General features: G+C 43.3%; 24 protein-coding genes. 6 read left to right on the top strand and 18 right to left on the bottom strand.

Annotation, left to right across the window (positions count from 1 at the left end):
* Positions 1–155: 155 nt before the first annotated feature.
* The 18 genes from ACR0QN_RS13045 to ACR0QN_RS12960 all read right to left on the bottom strand — a co-directional run bounded on the left by ACR0QN_RS13045 (position 156) and on the right by ACR0QN_RS12960 (position 7,529).
* Positions 156–482 (bottom strand): hypothetical protein, encoded by a 327-nt coding sequence (locus tag ACR0QN_RS13045; protein WP_432651657.1) that lies wholly within the window; start codon positions 480–482, stop codon positions 156–158.
* Positions 479–943, bottom strand: coding sequence for a hypothetical protein (locus ACR0QN_RS13040; RefSeq protein ID WP_432651656.1), 465 nt, complete (start codon positions 941–943; stop codon positions 479–481). The genes ACR0QN_RS13045 and ACR0QN_RS13040 overlap by 4 nt, the downstream gene beginning before the upstream one ends.
* Positions 944–1,164: 221 nt before the next feature.
* Positions 1,165–2,607: a VapE domain-containing protein gene (locus ACR0QN_RS13035; RefSeq protein ID WP_432651655.1), complete on the bottom strand. Its 1,443-nt coding sequence runs from the start codon at positions 2,605–2,607 to the stop codon at positions 1,165–1,167.
* Entirely contained in the window at positions 2,604–3,122 is a 519-nt protein-coding gene (locus ACR0QN_RS13030) for an ERCC4 domain-containing protein (RefSeq protein ID WP_432651654.1), read from the bottom strand. The genes ACR0QN_RS13035 and ACR0QN_RS13030 overlap by 4 nt, the downstream gene beginning before the upstream one ends.
* 1 nt (position 3,123) lies before the next feature.
* Positions 3,124–3,720 carry a hypothetical protein gene (locus ACR0QN_RS13025; RefSeq protein WP_432651653.1) on the bottom strand — a complete coding sequence of 199 codons (597 nt, stop codon included), beginning with the start codon at positions 3,718–3,720 and terminating at the stop codon, positions 3,124–3,126.
* Positions 3,721–3,735: 15 nt separating this feature from the next.
* The gene (locus tag ACR0QN_RS13020) at positions 3,736–3,966 is read right to left on the bottom strand and encodes a hypothetical protein (RefSeq protein ID WP_432651652.1); all 231 of its coding nucleotides are present in this window, start codon (positions 3,964–3,966) and stop codon (positions 3,736–3,738) included.
* Positions 3,966–4,601: an AAA family ATPase gene (locus tag ACR0QN_RS13015; protein ID WP_432651651.1), complete on the bottom strand. Its 636-nt coding sequence runs from the start codon at positions 4,599–4,601 to the stop codon at positions 3,966–3,968. Before ACR0QN_RS13015 ends, ACR0QN_RS13020 begins: the two co-directional genes overlap by 1 nt.
* On the bottom strand, positions 4,594–4,794 hold the full coding sequence (locus tag ACR0QN_RS13010) for a hypothetical protein (protein WP_432651650.1): 201 nt from the start codon (positions 4,792–4,794) through the stop codon (positions 4,594–4,596). The genes ACR0QN_RS13015 and ACR0QN_RS13010 overlap by 8 nt, the downstream gene beginning before the upstream one ends.
* Positions 4,787–5,020 carry a hypothetical protein gene (locus tag ACR0QN_RS13005; RefSeq protein WP_432651649.1) on the bottom strand — a complete coding sequence of 78 codons (234 nt, stop codon included), beginning with the start codon at positions 5,018–5,020 and terminating at the stop codon, positions 4,787–4,789. The genes ACR0QN_RS13010 and ACR0QN_RS13005 overlap by 8 nt, the downstream gene beginning before the upstream one ends.
* On the bottom strand, positions 5,020–5,166 hold the full coding sequence (locus ACR0QN_RS13000; RefSeq protein ID WP_432651648.1) for a hypothetical protein: 147 nt from the start codon (positions 5,164–5,166) through the stop codon (positions 5,020–5,022). Before ACR0QN_RS13000 ends, ACR0QN_RS13005 begins: the two co-directional genes overlap by 1 nt.
* Complete coding sequence (locus ACR0QN_RS12995; protein ID WP_432651647.1) at positions 5,159–5,326, bottom strand: hypothetical protein; 168 nt, start codon at positions 5,324–5,326, stop codon at positions 5,159–5,161. The genes ACR0QN_RS13000 and ACR0QN_RS12995 overlap by 8 nt, the downstream gene beginning before the upstream one ends.
* 4 nt (positions 5,327–5,330) lie before the next feature.
* A complete protein-coding gene (locus ACR0QN_RS12990; protein ID WP_432651646.1) occupies positions 5,331–5,465 on the bottom strand; it encodes a hypothetical protein in 135 nt (44 codons plus the stop codon).
* Between the two features lie 205 nt (positions 5,466–5,670).
* Entirely contained in the window at positions 5,671–6,435 is a 765-nt protein-coding gene (locus ACR0QN_RS12985) for a transposase (protein ID WP_432651645.1), read from the bottom strand.
* 1 nt (position 6,436) lies between these two features.
* Positions 6,437–6,592, bottom strand: a complete 156-nt coding sequence (locus ACR0QN_RS12980) for a hypothetical protein (RefSeq protein ID WP_432651644.1) — start codon at positions 6,590–6,592, stop codon at positions 6,437–6,439.
* A complete protein-coding gene (locus tag ACR0QN_RS12975; protein ID WP_432651643.1) occupies positions 6,589–6,747 on the bottom strand; it encodes a hypothetical protein in 159 nt (52 codons plus the stop codon). The genes ACR0QN_RS12980 and ACR0QN_RS12975 overlap by 4 nt, the downstream gene beginning before the upstream one ends.
* A 15-nt stretch (positions 6,748–6,762) precedes the next feature.
* On the bottom strand, positions 6,763–6,942 hold the full coding sequence (locus tag ACR0QN_RS12970; RefSeq protein WP_432651642.1) for a hypothetical protein: 180 nt from the start codon (positions 6,940–6,942) through the stop codon (positions 6,763–6,765).
* On the bottom strand, positions 6,939–7,265 hold the full coding sequence (locus tag ACR0QN_RS12965) for a hypothetical protein (RefSeq protein WP_432651641.1): 327 nt from the start codon (positions 7,263–7,265) through the stop codon (positions 6,939–6,941). The genes ACR0QN_RS12970 and ACR0QN_RS12965 overlap by 4 nt, the downstream gene beginning before the upstream one ends.
* A gap of 60 nt (positions 7,266–7,325) precedes the next feature.
* A complete protein-coding gene (locus tag ACR0QN_RS12960) occupies positions 7,326–7,529 on the bottom strand; it encodes a hypothetical protein (protein ID WP_432651640.1) in 204 nt (67 codons plus the stop codon).
* Positions 7,530–7,780: 251 nt separating this feature from the next.
* On the opposite strand from ACR0QN_RS12960, the gene ACR0QN_RS12955 reads away from it, so the two are divergent.
* The 6 genes from ACR0QN_RS12955 to ACR0QN_RS12930 all read left to right on the top strand — a co-directional run.
* Positions 7,781–8,251, top strand: a complete 471-nt coding sequence (locus ACR0QN_RS12955) for a helix-turn-helix domain-containing protein (RefSeq protein WP_432651639.1) — start codon at positions 7,781–7,783, stop codon at positions 8,249–8,251.
* Complete coding sequence (locus tag ACR0QN_RS12950; RefSeq protein WP_432651638.1) at positions 8,238–8,648, top strand: ImmA/IrrE family metallo-endopeptidase; 411 nt, start codon at positions 8,238–8,240, stop codon at positions 8,646–8,648. Before ACR0QN_RS12955 ends, ACR0QN_RS12950 begins: the two co-directional genes overlap by 14 nt.
* Positions 8,649–8,784: 136 nt before the next feature.
* The gene (locus ACR0QN_RS12945; RefSeq protein WP_432651637.1) at positions 8,785–9,396 is read left to right on the top strand and encodes a hypothetical protein; all 612 of its coding nucleotides are present in this window, start codon (positions 8,785–8,787) and stop codon (positions 9,394–9,396) included.
* The gene (locus tag ACR0QN_RS12940; protein WP_432651636.1) at positions 9,380–9,967 is read left to right on the top strand and encodes a hypothetical protein; all 588 of its coding nucleotides are present in this window, start codon (positions 9,380–9,382) and stop codon (positions 9,965–9,967) included. Before ACR0QN_RS12945 ends, ACR0QN_RS12940 begins: the two co-directional genes overlap by 17 nt.
* Before the next feature lie 45 nt (positions 9,968–10,012).
* Entirely contained in the window at positions 10,013–10,837 is an 825-nt protein-coding gene (locus ACR0QN_RS12935) for a hypothetical protein (protein ID WP_432651635.1), read from the top strand.
* Between the two features lie 407 nt (positions 10,838–11,244).
* Positions 11,245–12,486, top strand: a 1,242-nt coding sequence (locus ACR0QN_RS12930) for a recombinase family protein (protein ID WP_432651634.1), incomplete at its 3' end; no start/stop codon positions are given.

Below are 12,486 nucleotides of genomic sequence, written 5' to 3'. Positions count from 1 at the left end.
GAAGTATCCTACGTCCCAGTGCCCATGCTCTACGGGCGTAAAATCCTTTTCATTAGCAAAATTCCTGCAAGCCTCGGCGTTCTTGTAATTTGCTCCGTCGATGCGGATTTTCTTATGAATGCATTTTTCGCATTTCAGCATTGTCATTCCTCCTATCACATTCTCCTGACTTCATCTCTCAGATCAATCCCGTACCTGTCCTTGATATGCTCGATAAGCTGCTCGGTGCTTATAGACTTGCCGAAAATGTCAGCACCGGAAGCAAGCTCGGCAGTCGAATGAAGATTATCCACAAAAGCTTTCAGCCGTTCACGTTTCCAGCCGTAATTTGTTTCCAGGCTGAACAGCACCACCGAAAACAGCTGTGCAGCAATATCAAAGCCTATCCGGTCATACAGCCTGCGCACCTCAGCCTTGATAGCTTCTTCATACGCTTCCTGAGTGACGGTTATAGGGGCTTTCTTTTTGAAATTCGCTTTCACGATATCACTCCCTTTTCCTTTGCCTTTGCCATAATGGCTTTCTGCGTCACATCTTCCTGACGCATCTCAGAAATGCATTTAACGGCAATTCCAAACGCCTCGGAGATGTCAGCATATTCACCCTTTGACAGCCTTGACAACAGAATTTCCGAACGCTTCACACGCTGCTGGTGTCCATATCGTTCTGTCATTGCATCGGCATACACATTCATATCTGCCTCGTAATCCTTGCGGATATGTTTAAGTCTTTCCTGAAATTCTTCCTTGCTTATCTGCCCCGACTGATGTTCCACCGATATTTCACGAAAGCGGTCAAAATATTTATATTCCACAGCGGGAAGAGCAGAAATATCAACGCCCTGAGGGTTGGAGTAAACCTCTTTTTCTCTGTCCCTCCAGTCATCGGGATAGAAAACCGTCCACTCGGTCTCACCGTCTTTCAGCTCATAGTTGTATCCCACTTTTTTCACTCCTCTCTGTTACAAACGTTACAAAGTTACGAGAGATTCTATAAATATAAAAATCCTGAAAAATAAAATATTATTTTTATATTTTTCCTATTTTTTATTTTTCTCCCTATTTTATTGTAACTTTGTAACATTTTTAAAGAAAATGGCTATAATAAAGGGATTAAGGGTGTTACAAAGTCTGTTACAAAGTGCTACAAAGTGTTACAAAGTCCTTAGATGTTCAGCAAATCATCAATATTGCTCTGCGATTTTTGTGCACATTTCCAATATCTTTGCAAACCGTAATTTGTAAATCGCTTTGGCGTTTTTACCTTTTCCCAACCTGAAATAGACTGCATGATCAGTCCGATGTCCATACTGTCACGCTTCGACATCGGGAGATATTCGTTTTTTAATGCCTCACGCCATAGTTCCAGCGCACACACCTCAGACCGTCCCTCAATGTACTCCTGTATCAGTCCCACACGGTAATCATCTTCGACCGCTGCGTCCTGCTCAGAGCGTATCAGCTCAATTATCGTCTGATCGGCGTAAGGCAGCATTTCGCCACGGTCATATTTAACCTTGGCTTCCGCCCAGCATTGACGGATATCAGCCTGAATAGCCTCTTTGTTGCTGAACAGGTCATATCCGTTCTGTCGGCAGACAACAGGATACCAGCGGCGGTTTCCCGTTTTATCGGTCAGAAACTGTGCCTTGTTGGTGGTTCCGATGAATATACACTGCCTTGGGTGATCTGTGACACGCTTGTCGAAGGGACGGCGGTATCGGTCATTCTGACGTGTGATATACGCCTTTACGCTCTCGACTTCCTTTGCCTTGGTGGTAGCCATCATCTCGGCAATTTCGCATATCCAGATGCCCTCCAGTGCTTCAATGCCCTTGGTTCCCTCGATTTCCACAAGGTTGTCCGTAAACCATTCATCACGTAGGGCAAGCCACCTGATAAAAGTGGATTTGCCCTCGCCCTGATGCATACCCACAAGGACCGGGACATCATCGAATTTGCAGCCGGGATTGTACAGCCTGTTTATTCCGCCCGAAAAGATAAGGCGGCTGACTTCACGGACATATGGAGTATCATCGCATTTCAGCCATTTGGTCAGCAGTGTGGGAATACGCTCAACGCCGTCCCACTTTATGGCTTCAATCTCGTCGATAACGGGGTTGTATTCCCGTGTGCGGAGAAACATTCGGAAAGCGTCATCGCATTTGTCACGGCTATGTATCTTGTACTTGGATTCGATATATCCTCTGACTGTGCTGTCGTGGGTATCGTTCCATTTTTCGCCGTCCCATTCGGGAGAATATGTCAGAAGATTAAAACGAATGCCGCAGAAAAAATCGTCCTGCCGCATTATTCCGACAAAATTTTCGATGCTGGTCACAGGCTTTCCGTTGTTATCACGTATGACCTTGACATTGCCGAAATCATAGCTTTCAGCAATTGCAGCAAGCCGCATTTCTTCGGCTTTTTCCTCCGCAAGCATCTCATTTATCAGCCGCTTCAAAGCCGTTTTGACCTTAAACTCACCGGCTTTTAGCTCAATTTGTGCGATAAGTTCCGCCCGCTCACTGCCTTTTACCTCGCATATCTCAAGAAGATTTTCACGTTTCAGCAGGTCGGCGGGTTCTTTGAAATCGTCTAAATTCACATATACTCACCGCTTTCCAGACGTTCTTTCAGTTCACGATAAAGGATATCCCGAATAATTTTCCCGCTGCTTTCAGCCTTGCAGAATATCACACGGCAGTCATACCGAGCCTGCCACGCAAAAAGGCTTGCCGTATAAGCCGCAGGGGAGAGCTGTGAGCGGTATTTATGGGCATAAAGGTTCTCATATGTGGCATTCTCAACCAAAAGATACAGCCGCATACCAATAGCTTTTGCACGGTCAAATTCTCTGACGAACCGTTCCCGCTCTCTGCCGAAGCAGGCGGCAAGTTCATCAAGGCTCATTTTGCGCTCGACCGCCACCTTTTCGGCAAGGGAAAAATCATTGCTCCCGACTTTGCATCTGATAGAATAATCCCCCGAATACAGCTTGAAACGCTCGTGATCCATTCCCGTGAGTTCTATCCTTTTCCGCAAAGCCTCCGTGTCCTGCTCGCGGGTATCCACAAGCAGGACGGCAGAGTTTAATGCGGTCCTGAGTTCAAAAGGGGTCATATCAGAACGGGAGGTCACTGTCTGCTATGACTTCCTCAAAGTCTGCAAGACTGTTGCTGCTTGCGGGTGGTGTCGATGTCTTGCCTTTGAGCGGACGGGGCTTGGGAACCTTAAAATCTCCGCTGCGTATCTTTTCGGCATCAACGAAACCGTATGGCTGAGCTTTCCAGCCTGATCTGCCTTCCCATTCCCATTCCTGAAGCTGGAACAGGCAGCCGATGATAAGACCCTTAAGCCCTGCCTCGTTCCAGTCCCAGTGATATCCGTCATTGCTTTCTTCAATAGCTGTGATGTTTGTCTTGAAAGCAGATTTTATCTTTTCGTCCAGATCAGAACCGTCATCGGTGGGAATGGACATTCTCAGAACGCCTTTCCACTTCTTGTCTTCATTCTGCTGACTGCGGTAATCAGCAGCAAAGAAGCCTGTGTGCCCGCCCTCGATGATGTCGATGCTCACCTCCAGCTTGTGAAATTCGCCCTTGCTTGACTTGTATGCCTTTTCCTCGGCATTAAGTATCCTGCATACATAACCGCCTTCGGGAAGAGAGGGTCTGCTTGAAAAGGTCTGAGTTTTTTCGTAATTTTTGAATGGCTTCATTATTGGTCTTCCTCCTTAAATTTCAACGGCATAATAGCCTTCGTTTCCTATGCGATCGCCTGCGCTTCTGTGGCGGACGTTATTAACTGCCTGTGCTTCTGACACGGCCATTGTTTCATCAACGTATCTGCCGCTGTTAAGATAAACGGCATATCTCTTTTTGGGCTTTGCTCTGGATTTGTATGTGCGTTTTTCGGCGGTGTTCTTTGGCGCTGAATGCTCTTTGGAAAAACAGCTCGGGCGCATTATTCCCCACCTCCGAAATAGTATTCTCGGATAATGGTGTCAACAGCTTTGAGATCATTCTCAATTTGTACGTCTTCAAACATATCTTCGGGAGATTTGGTAATGTCAAAACCGTCTGTTTTGGTTTTGAAGAAATGATTTGTGCCCTGTGTGCAGCATCTGAGAGCGATGGTGCAGCGGCCTACAATATCGACCTTGTTATCCAGAAGTTTTCCGATAGTCCTCAGCTTGGTGTTCCCGATATCGTCCGAATCTTCATGCATAATGATATATACGATAACATCTTTCGGAAGATCGTTTTTGATGAATTTCAGCAGTCCCCAGAAGTTGTCGGCAATGCTGTCATACATCTTGTAAACATCGCCACCCCGCTTGTCCTTGCTGTGCTCGTCCATAAACTGATTTGCAAGGATAAAACCCGCATCATCAATTACAGCTGTTTTTGTTGGCATCTTCTGCAAGCCTGCCTTGATAAGCTGTGTGTTGTCGGAAACAGATGTGTACTTGAATTTCTTGCGGAATGGCAGGCTCTTGTCGCCTACATTCACGTAATATATCTCGTCCTCGGCAAAGTTTTTAAGGCTGCGGCTCTTTCCGCTGCCTGACTTGCCATAGATCAAAACGGGCTCACCCATTGCCTTCACCCTCCCTTATTTCCATACGCTCGGCCGCAAATTTTATCATCTGCGAAGCTATGTAAGACATTGAAAGACCGGTTTCAGCCTCGATCTGAGCAATAGTGTTGTATGCATCACCGCTGACCCTGATTATCGAAGAACTGGCTGCTGTGACCTTTGGGGCGGGCTTGACGAAAATCAACTTATCCATTATCTCCATCCTCCAAGCTCTTCCAGAACGGGCATTCCTGTCCGATGTATTTTGACGGATATGCGGGGACAGCCTTGTTGAGCTGACATATGCGGCTTGACTGCGAATAATACGGGCACTGATGACAGCACACATCAGCATTGCCCCTGTTGTCTATGGGGAATTTAACGGTCACTGTTGCCGTTGCTGTGACGTAACCGCTGACACCCGATGAAAAATCAGCCATCAGTCGTATGCCTCCTCTGTTGTATCGTAGGGATAATCTGCGTCATCTACGTCATCGTCGCAGTAATTATAATCGGGGTCAAGCCAACGCTCTTCGCAGGCTCTTATGGTCTCTTGGTCTCTGAGACGGTCAAGATCATCATACATCGCCGTCACCGTCCTTGCTGTCGTCCTCTGGCTCACCGACAATGGCAAGAATCTCCTCTTTTGAAACTGAATATTTGCTTGCCTTTACGAATCTGACAACCCCGTCAAGCAGAGCAGCTTTTCTCGCAAGCTCCATAATTTCCGAAAATTTGATTTCCATATATTTATTCCTCCGTAATGTATTTCTTTACAGCATCTGCAAGTCGTGAATATCGGGCAACAGACCTATCACTTCTGCCTGTTTCACGGCATATTTCCGATGAGGATTTTCCGCTAAGATGAAGTTTAGCTATTTTCAAAGCTTCATCATCGGAAATATTGCTTGAAGCTTTTTTCTTTTCTGAAAGTAATAACTGAATCCTGCTAGAAATCCCCGATGCTGAACGATTGTGACCGATTTTTTGAGCTATTTCATCAAGGGTATAGCCTTTGCTATGCATCAGCAGTATGGTTTTATCTTCTTGGTCGCTGTAATGTAAACCTCTGCGGTTTTCATTATCGGCATTATTTTTCTTTTACACTTACTGCTGCACCTCCCGTCAAAGCCTCGTAATCCTCAATCAGAGAATCAATCTCCGCTTCCACGAACATAAGCTGTTCATCGACCCTGCGAAGCTCACTCTTATAGTCGGATATTAGGGATTCAAGAGCAATCTCCCGGTCTTGAAGTTCGATAGCTTCTTCTCGGAGTGCCTCGACCTTACGCCATATCGCCTCCGCCACAAGCGGAGAAAAGCTGTGCAGGGGCTCGACATTTTCCTCCGAAGGTGTTACAATATCAGCAGGAATGTTAGGTACAATTTCCTGCTCTGAGCCTGATTCGGTTGCCGCCGTTTCAGGCTCTTTTTCTGCTATCTCGGTCTCACCGCTGAGAGCAGCATCACCGCTCTTCTTGTACTGATCCACAAGCCACCACACCGTGCTCTTCCCGATGCCGAACTTTGCGGCGATATCCTTGTGAGACATAGCCTTGGTCATAGCCAGCTGCACTATCTCACGCTTCTGCTCTTCCGTTATCTTTGCCATTTCAGCTTCCTCCTTGTTATCTGTGGGAATATCCCAGCCTTTTTCACGAATGCTTGTGATTATGCCCATTATGCTCTCGCCGGGCAATTCACAGGTCTGATTAACATAACCACCCTTGCCGACAGGTATGTGCATTCTGTGGGCGATTTCCGTAGGTGTCAGCCCGTCTTTCAGGAACCGATACACCATCTTTTCATTCGCCGACAGCGACCGAACCGCAGGGGCATCAATTGCTATGCGCATATTATCCCCCCTGCACCGGGCACTCAGTAAGCGACAGTATCTGAGCTGCACCTACATACTGCCTTGCGCATTCGTTAGCCTTTTCAAAGCTGTAAGCTCTGATGCGGCAGGCAAACTTCTTTCCCTCAAATATGTATCTGAGTACATACCATTTCATTCTGCATCTGCCTCCTTCTGGATCTTCGTTCCCTGCTCCGTTGCTCTGATGAGCCTTGCGATAGTATCGGCAAGAGCATCAGTGGAAAGCTCCTGCTTGATGTTTACGGGTCTGCCATCCCTTGCCGTGTGGTCAAATTTTGCGGTTACGCTCATTTTTCAGCACTCCTTTCAGTGTGTAACAACCTCGAAGCCCTTTGCAGGGGAAACAAACCTGTAAAGAACGATCTGACATTCTCCGTCAGTGTCCTCAGCGTGCTCCTCCGCAGCTTCTCTCGCTTCTTCCTCGGTGTCATATTCACCGATAAGACCGTACTCCTCGTAATGGTCCCACAGACGATATTTTTTCATATTATCACCTTTTCTTCGTTAAGCTTCGGGCAAAGACCAAGCCCTAAGCCGTTTGTGATTTCTTTCGGAAGACGCTGAAATTTGTCCTGTATGTAACAGTCACCTTTCTTTTCGCAAAGATGGCACTTGCATTCACGGCTCTCGTTTGTGTAGATGAAACTCATATAATAGATGTCTTCATCGCTTGCGCCGTGTGCTCTGAGATATTTTTCAGCGTGTGCCTTAGTTCTGAATTTCATAATCTCGCCGTTTTCGTCAAGCAGAAATTCAAGACCGTTGAGGCTTATGCCATTGATTGGTCTACCGACTATGATTTCTTCCATTTCCCTCACCTCCCGCTGTTTCGATTTTTACACAGATGCCGTGTTATACTAAAAATGGCATTATGCCGGACGAGCAAAAAGCTGCTCAAACTGGCAGTTAGGAAAGAACTCATTTTTTATAGCGAAAGCTTCTTCCACAGTGAAAGAGCTCTTTCCCGTAATCTTTGCTCTTAGTGTATCTCGTGTTATACCAAGTCGCTTTGCAATGTCAACATAGTTAATATGTGCTTTTGCAATTTCACCTATAAGATTGCTGTATTCCATATGCATTCTCCTTTCATTTGAATAGTTTTATTATGCAAATGCGTAATTTACAATTTAATTATATTATGCGTTTGCATAGATGTCAATAGTTTTTTTGCATTTTACTATTCATTTGAATAATTTTGTCACTATGCACAAAAATATAACATTTTTTTGTTTGCAAGAATAAAATCATATGCATTTGCATAAATTTGTTGACTTTTGTTTTATTTGGTGATATACTTATGATGATTTAATAGGAGGCGTCATTTATGGCAATCGGTGCAAAACTTAAACAAATACTGGAGGACAGAGGTTTGAAAGCGGCAGACATTGCAGCGCAAACTGGTTTGCCCGTCCAAACTATATACAGTCTGATTTCACGTGACAGCAATAAGGCAAGTATAGACAATCTTATAAAAATTTGTGGGGCTCTTGGCATTACAGTTGAAGAGTTTAATCAATACGATCTGAAAACAAAAAATAATACTATGCTTAAAATAGCAGTTACTGAACACGAGAATAAGGTGATTACAGCATACCGTGATAATCCTGATATGCAGGTGGCTGTTGATAAGCTTCTTGATGTAGAATCTGCACCACGTAGAAAAATTGATATATCTGTTTATAAGCAGAATATAGCCGCAGGAACGGGAGAAGAAGGATTTACACCCAAGAAGTTTAAGGAGGTTGACGACTTTGCAAGACAAATCGCAGAACTCGAAGCCGATGAATCTGATTGATCTTTACCAGTTTGCAAAGGATAATGACATAACAGTTATAGAATCTATCTGCCCCAAATGTAAGGCGCTCTCTATGTTGTCACCACAAGGAAAGTGCTACATAGGTATTGATTCAAAAGCGATGAACAGTGAGCGTGAGGAAAAACAATATCTTGCGCACGATATAGGGCATTGTATGAAGGGCGCATTTTATAATCCATATTCGCCTTTTAACGTTATTGAGAAACAGGAGCATCGTGCAAATATAGAAGCTATACACTATCTTATTCCCAAACAGGAATTGATAAAAGCTATAAAAAACGGTGAAACTGAGGTATGGCAGTTGTGCGAATACTTTGACGTTGATGTAAAATATATTAAACTTGCTTTTTGGGAATACTTTGATAAGATAATATAACAATTTGTTTTAAATCCACACAAGCGCCAATTTTTAATGTATAATAAAAATGGATATTTGTACCTAAATTATATAAGTATATAAGGACGTGATAAAAGTGCCTAAATGTAAAAGCTGCGAAAAACGAGGACTATTTTTGAAGCTTAATCAAGACGGTCTATGTGAGGATTGTGAGATAATTAAACGAATTAAAGCTAAGCCTGCTCCCACAAGTAAAGACATTAATGTATTACAAATGACAAGGGCGAAAATACACGGAAATGATTTGGTAGAAGCAACTTGTGTAGGTTATCACTGCGCTGAATGCTCCAAATATATTAATCGTGTATATTCTCAAAGTGGGAGGGACAGCAGATTCCCAAAGTTGCCTGAATATGTTAAGGAGCATTCGGATCACTGTAAAATAACCCTTTATCCGTTTACATACGGTGTAAGCATAATGACGAATATTTATACTATGAAACGATTGACAGATAAACAGGTCATCGAATACAGTAACCGCCCATATACTGATTCACGACCACAAAAATGGAAAGACGGATATCGCAGACTTGAAGCCAAAGCAAACAACAAAGCCTATTGCCAGGAAGAGTATCAGGCGATTTGTCAAAAATTGCCTGATATCGCCCCAAAAAGTCAAGCGGGATATACAAGAATGAAAAAAGCTGATTCCGACAGTTTCAAGAAAATTGCGGAAGCAGCACATCAAGCAGGAATAATTATTCACAGCTTTGAAAATGAAGAATGAGGAGAGTGCTTTTATGAAAAAAATTATATCAACATTACTTGCAGTTGTGTGCGTATTATCTGTTTTTACCGCCTGCGGCAGCAATAACGAAGCAAAAGCAAATCCCGATGCATCTGTTTCATCAGAAGCACAGAACGGTGATTGTGTTATCAGAAATGTAAAATGGGGAATGACTATTGATGAAGTAAAATCGGTAGAAACCGCAGAGCTTGAAAGCGAAAAGGAAGATAAAAGTCTACGTTACAAGAACATTGATATGTTTGGCCAGAAATTCGAGTTGATATATTCTTTTTCGTACGCAAGGGGACTGGAATCAGCCGTATATGCAAGCCCGAATGTGCTGGAAGATGAAGCAAAAGAACTGGAGAAGTCAATAGTTGACACATTAACAGAAAAGTATGGTAAAGCCGAAGTTGGAGGAGGCTTATACGATCTCGTATGGCATTCCGGCGATACACAAATATCATTTATCAAAGGCACGCCAGAAGAAAGTGTAAATTTGACATTTTTCAGAATATGGTACGAAAAGGACGATAGTGCAGAGCAGAGGTCTGATAATGGTAATCTTTAAATAAAACCTCCCCGTCCGAAATCGAACGGGGAGAGAGGAGGAAAAATGGGAGAAATATCATATAAAAATTACTATGTGGCTGCAATTGATATTCTGGGTTTTTCTCAATATGTCCGCAGCAACTCTTTTAGCTATGTTAAAGACATATTTACAGATATACCCAGGTTTACAGCTCTTGTTATAGATAATCCTAATAATGATTTCACTCAAGAAATGCTCGATAGCGTTACTTTGAACGTTATATCAGATACGATTGTGATAGCGGTTCCTGAGGAGACTTACAGATCACTTGAAATATTGGTTCTTATTGTTGATACTGTGGTTTTTAACCTTTACAGAGAATATAGATTACCCTGCCGTGGCGGAATTGCATATGGTGAATTTTATTCTGACGGTAACATTGCATTTGGCAGAGCTTTTGTAGATGCTCACGAATTAGAGTGCTTGTTGGCAGTTACACCCCGTATAATCTTCCCAAGAAGTGTATATGATACATATGCTGCAAGTGTTGGAGAAAAGGAACTTTCATATCTAAGTGATATTATGATACTTGAAGCAGATGAGGAACTGTTTATCGCAAACTACTTTGGATTTGCTATGATACGATGTGCTTGTGATGTTGAATTAAACCGTATGAGTCGAGAAGATGCAGAATCACTTTTTGAAACAATTTGCAGAGAAATAGAACACGAACTCTGTGTCCGCACTGACAAAAGAGTTCGTGATAAATACATATATCTTAGGGATTATTATAATGCACAACTTGATATTTTAAGAGATGAAGCTGAAAAAAGTAAAATTTCTATTCCTTTTAGAATTAGAAAAGTGTTTGGAAGAGATAGAGCACGGGTCAATCTGACCTTGCAATAGCACGCAGCCCTTTTCTTTATTGACTGTAATATTGGCAGAAAAAGTTTTTGGCAAATTATTAAGTTCTGTCTTAAGGGCATCGACAGCTTGATTTAATTCATCGTTATCAAGATTTTGAGCTGCTTTGCAAAGTAAATTCATTGCTTTTGATAAGTTTTCAAGCAAAAAAGAAGATATTTCATAATGTTCAGTCATATAAAACACCCTTTCAAATTTATAATAGCGAGATATGTGTATATTTATATTATACCATATATTTTATTACATATCAAGAGGTGAATAAAAAAAACGCCCCAAAAGATGCTGGAACATCTCTCGGAGCGCAGGAGAATGTGGTACATTCACCATTCTTTCAATGTGAATTATACCATATCCTCCTCCAAATGTCAAGGAGTGATAACAAATATATGAAAACCGCCGTAATATACGCCCGATACTCTTCGGACAAGCAGACGGAGCAGTCCATTGAAGGACAGCTATACGACTGCTATAACTACGCCAAAGCAAACAATATCACGGTAATAGGTGAGTACATTGACCGAGCTATGACAGGCAGAAATGATGACCGCCCCGACTTTCAGCGTATGATAAGTGACAGCGCAAAGCATACCTTTGAGCTTGTGCTTGTGTGGAAGCTTGACCGCTTTGCCCGTTCTACCGAGGACGCTGCCTACAACCGAGGAAAGCTCAAGCGTAACGGTGTGCGCCTGCTCTCAATCAAAGAAGACTTCGGGGACAGCTCCGCAGGTGATCTGATGATGCACGTTATGGAGAGCTTCAACGAATTTTACAGTGCCGACCTTCGTGAAAAGACTATCCGAGGAATGCACCAATCAGCGTTGAAGTGTCAGAGCACAGGCGGACAAATACCTATCGGCTACAAGATAGAGGGTAAAAAGTATGTGATAGATGAATCTGCAAGATTTATTCCCGAAACAGTTTTCAGAATGTACGCAGAGGGAAAGAGACTGGCAGAAATAGCCCGATATCTGAATGAAAAGGGCTATCGGACCCGTACGGGCAAGAAATTTACTACAGGAAGCTTTTACACAATGCTCAGCAACGAAAAATACATAGGCGTGTATAAATACGGAGACGTCCGCATTGAAGGAGGATATGAAGCAATGATTGACCCTGTTTTATTTGATGCAGTTCAGAAAAAGCTTGTAGAAAACAAGAAGCGTGCGCCGAAACTCTCGGAACGTGAAAACTTTTTCCTCACGGGGAAGCTCTTTTGTGGTCATTGCGGCGAACCGATGAACGGTATGAGCGGCAACAGCACCAAAGGCAAGCATTTATATTACCGCTGCAACGGAGTGCGCAAGCATACAGGCTGTGATAAGCGCACCGAGCGGAAAGAAGAACTTGAAAATGAGATCATCGGAGCAATTCAGAGAGCCTTTGCCAACGCTGACCCCGAAGAGCTCACAAGAAAAGTGATCGAGAATTATGAAAAGAACTCCCGCCCCGCCGATCAGGTGAAGGTAATGAAATCGGAACTGCAGAAAATCACAAATAAGATCGATAATGTTGTAAATGCCATTGCCGAAATGGGCGGCAACGAAACGTTATACACACAGCTCAGACAGCTCACCGAGCAGAAGGAGCAGAAAGAGACCGAGATCCGTATAGCAGAACACAAAGCCGAT

The organism is Huintestinicola sp. (assembly GCF_050874005.1).
Taxonomy (GTDB): Bacteria; Bacillota; Clostridia; order Oscillospirales; family Ruminococcaceae; genus Huintestinicola.
Note: the sequence above shows the minus strand (reverse complement) of the source record. Positions and strands in the feature narration are given on the sequence as shown.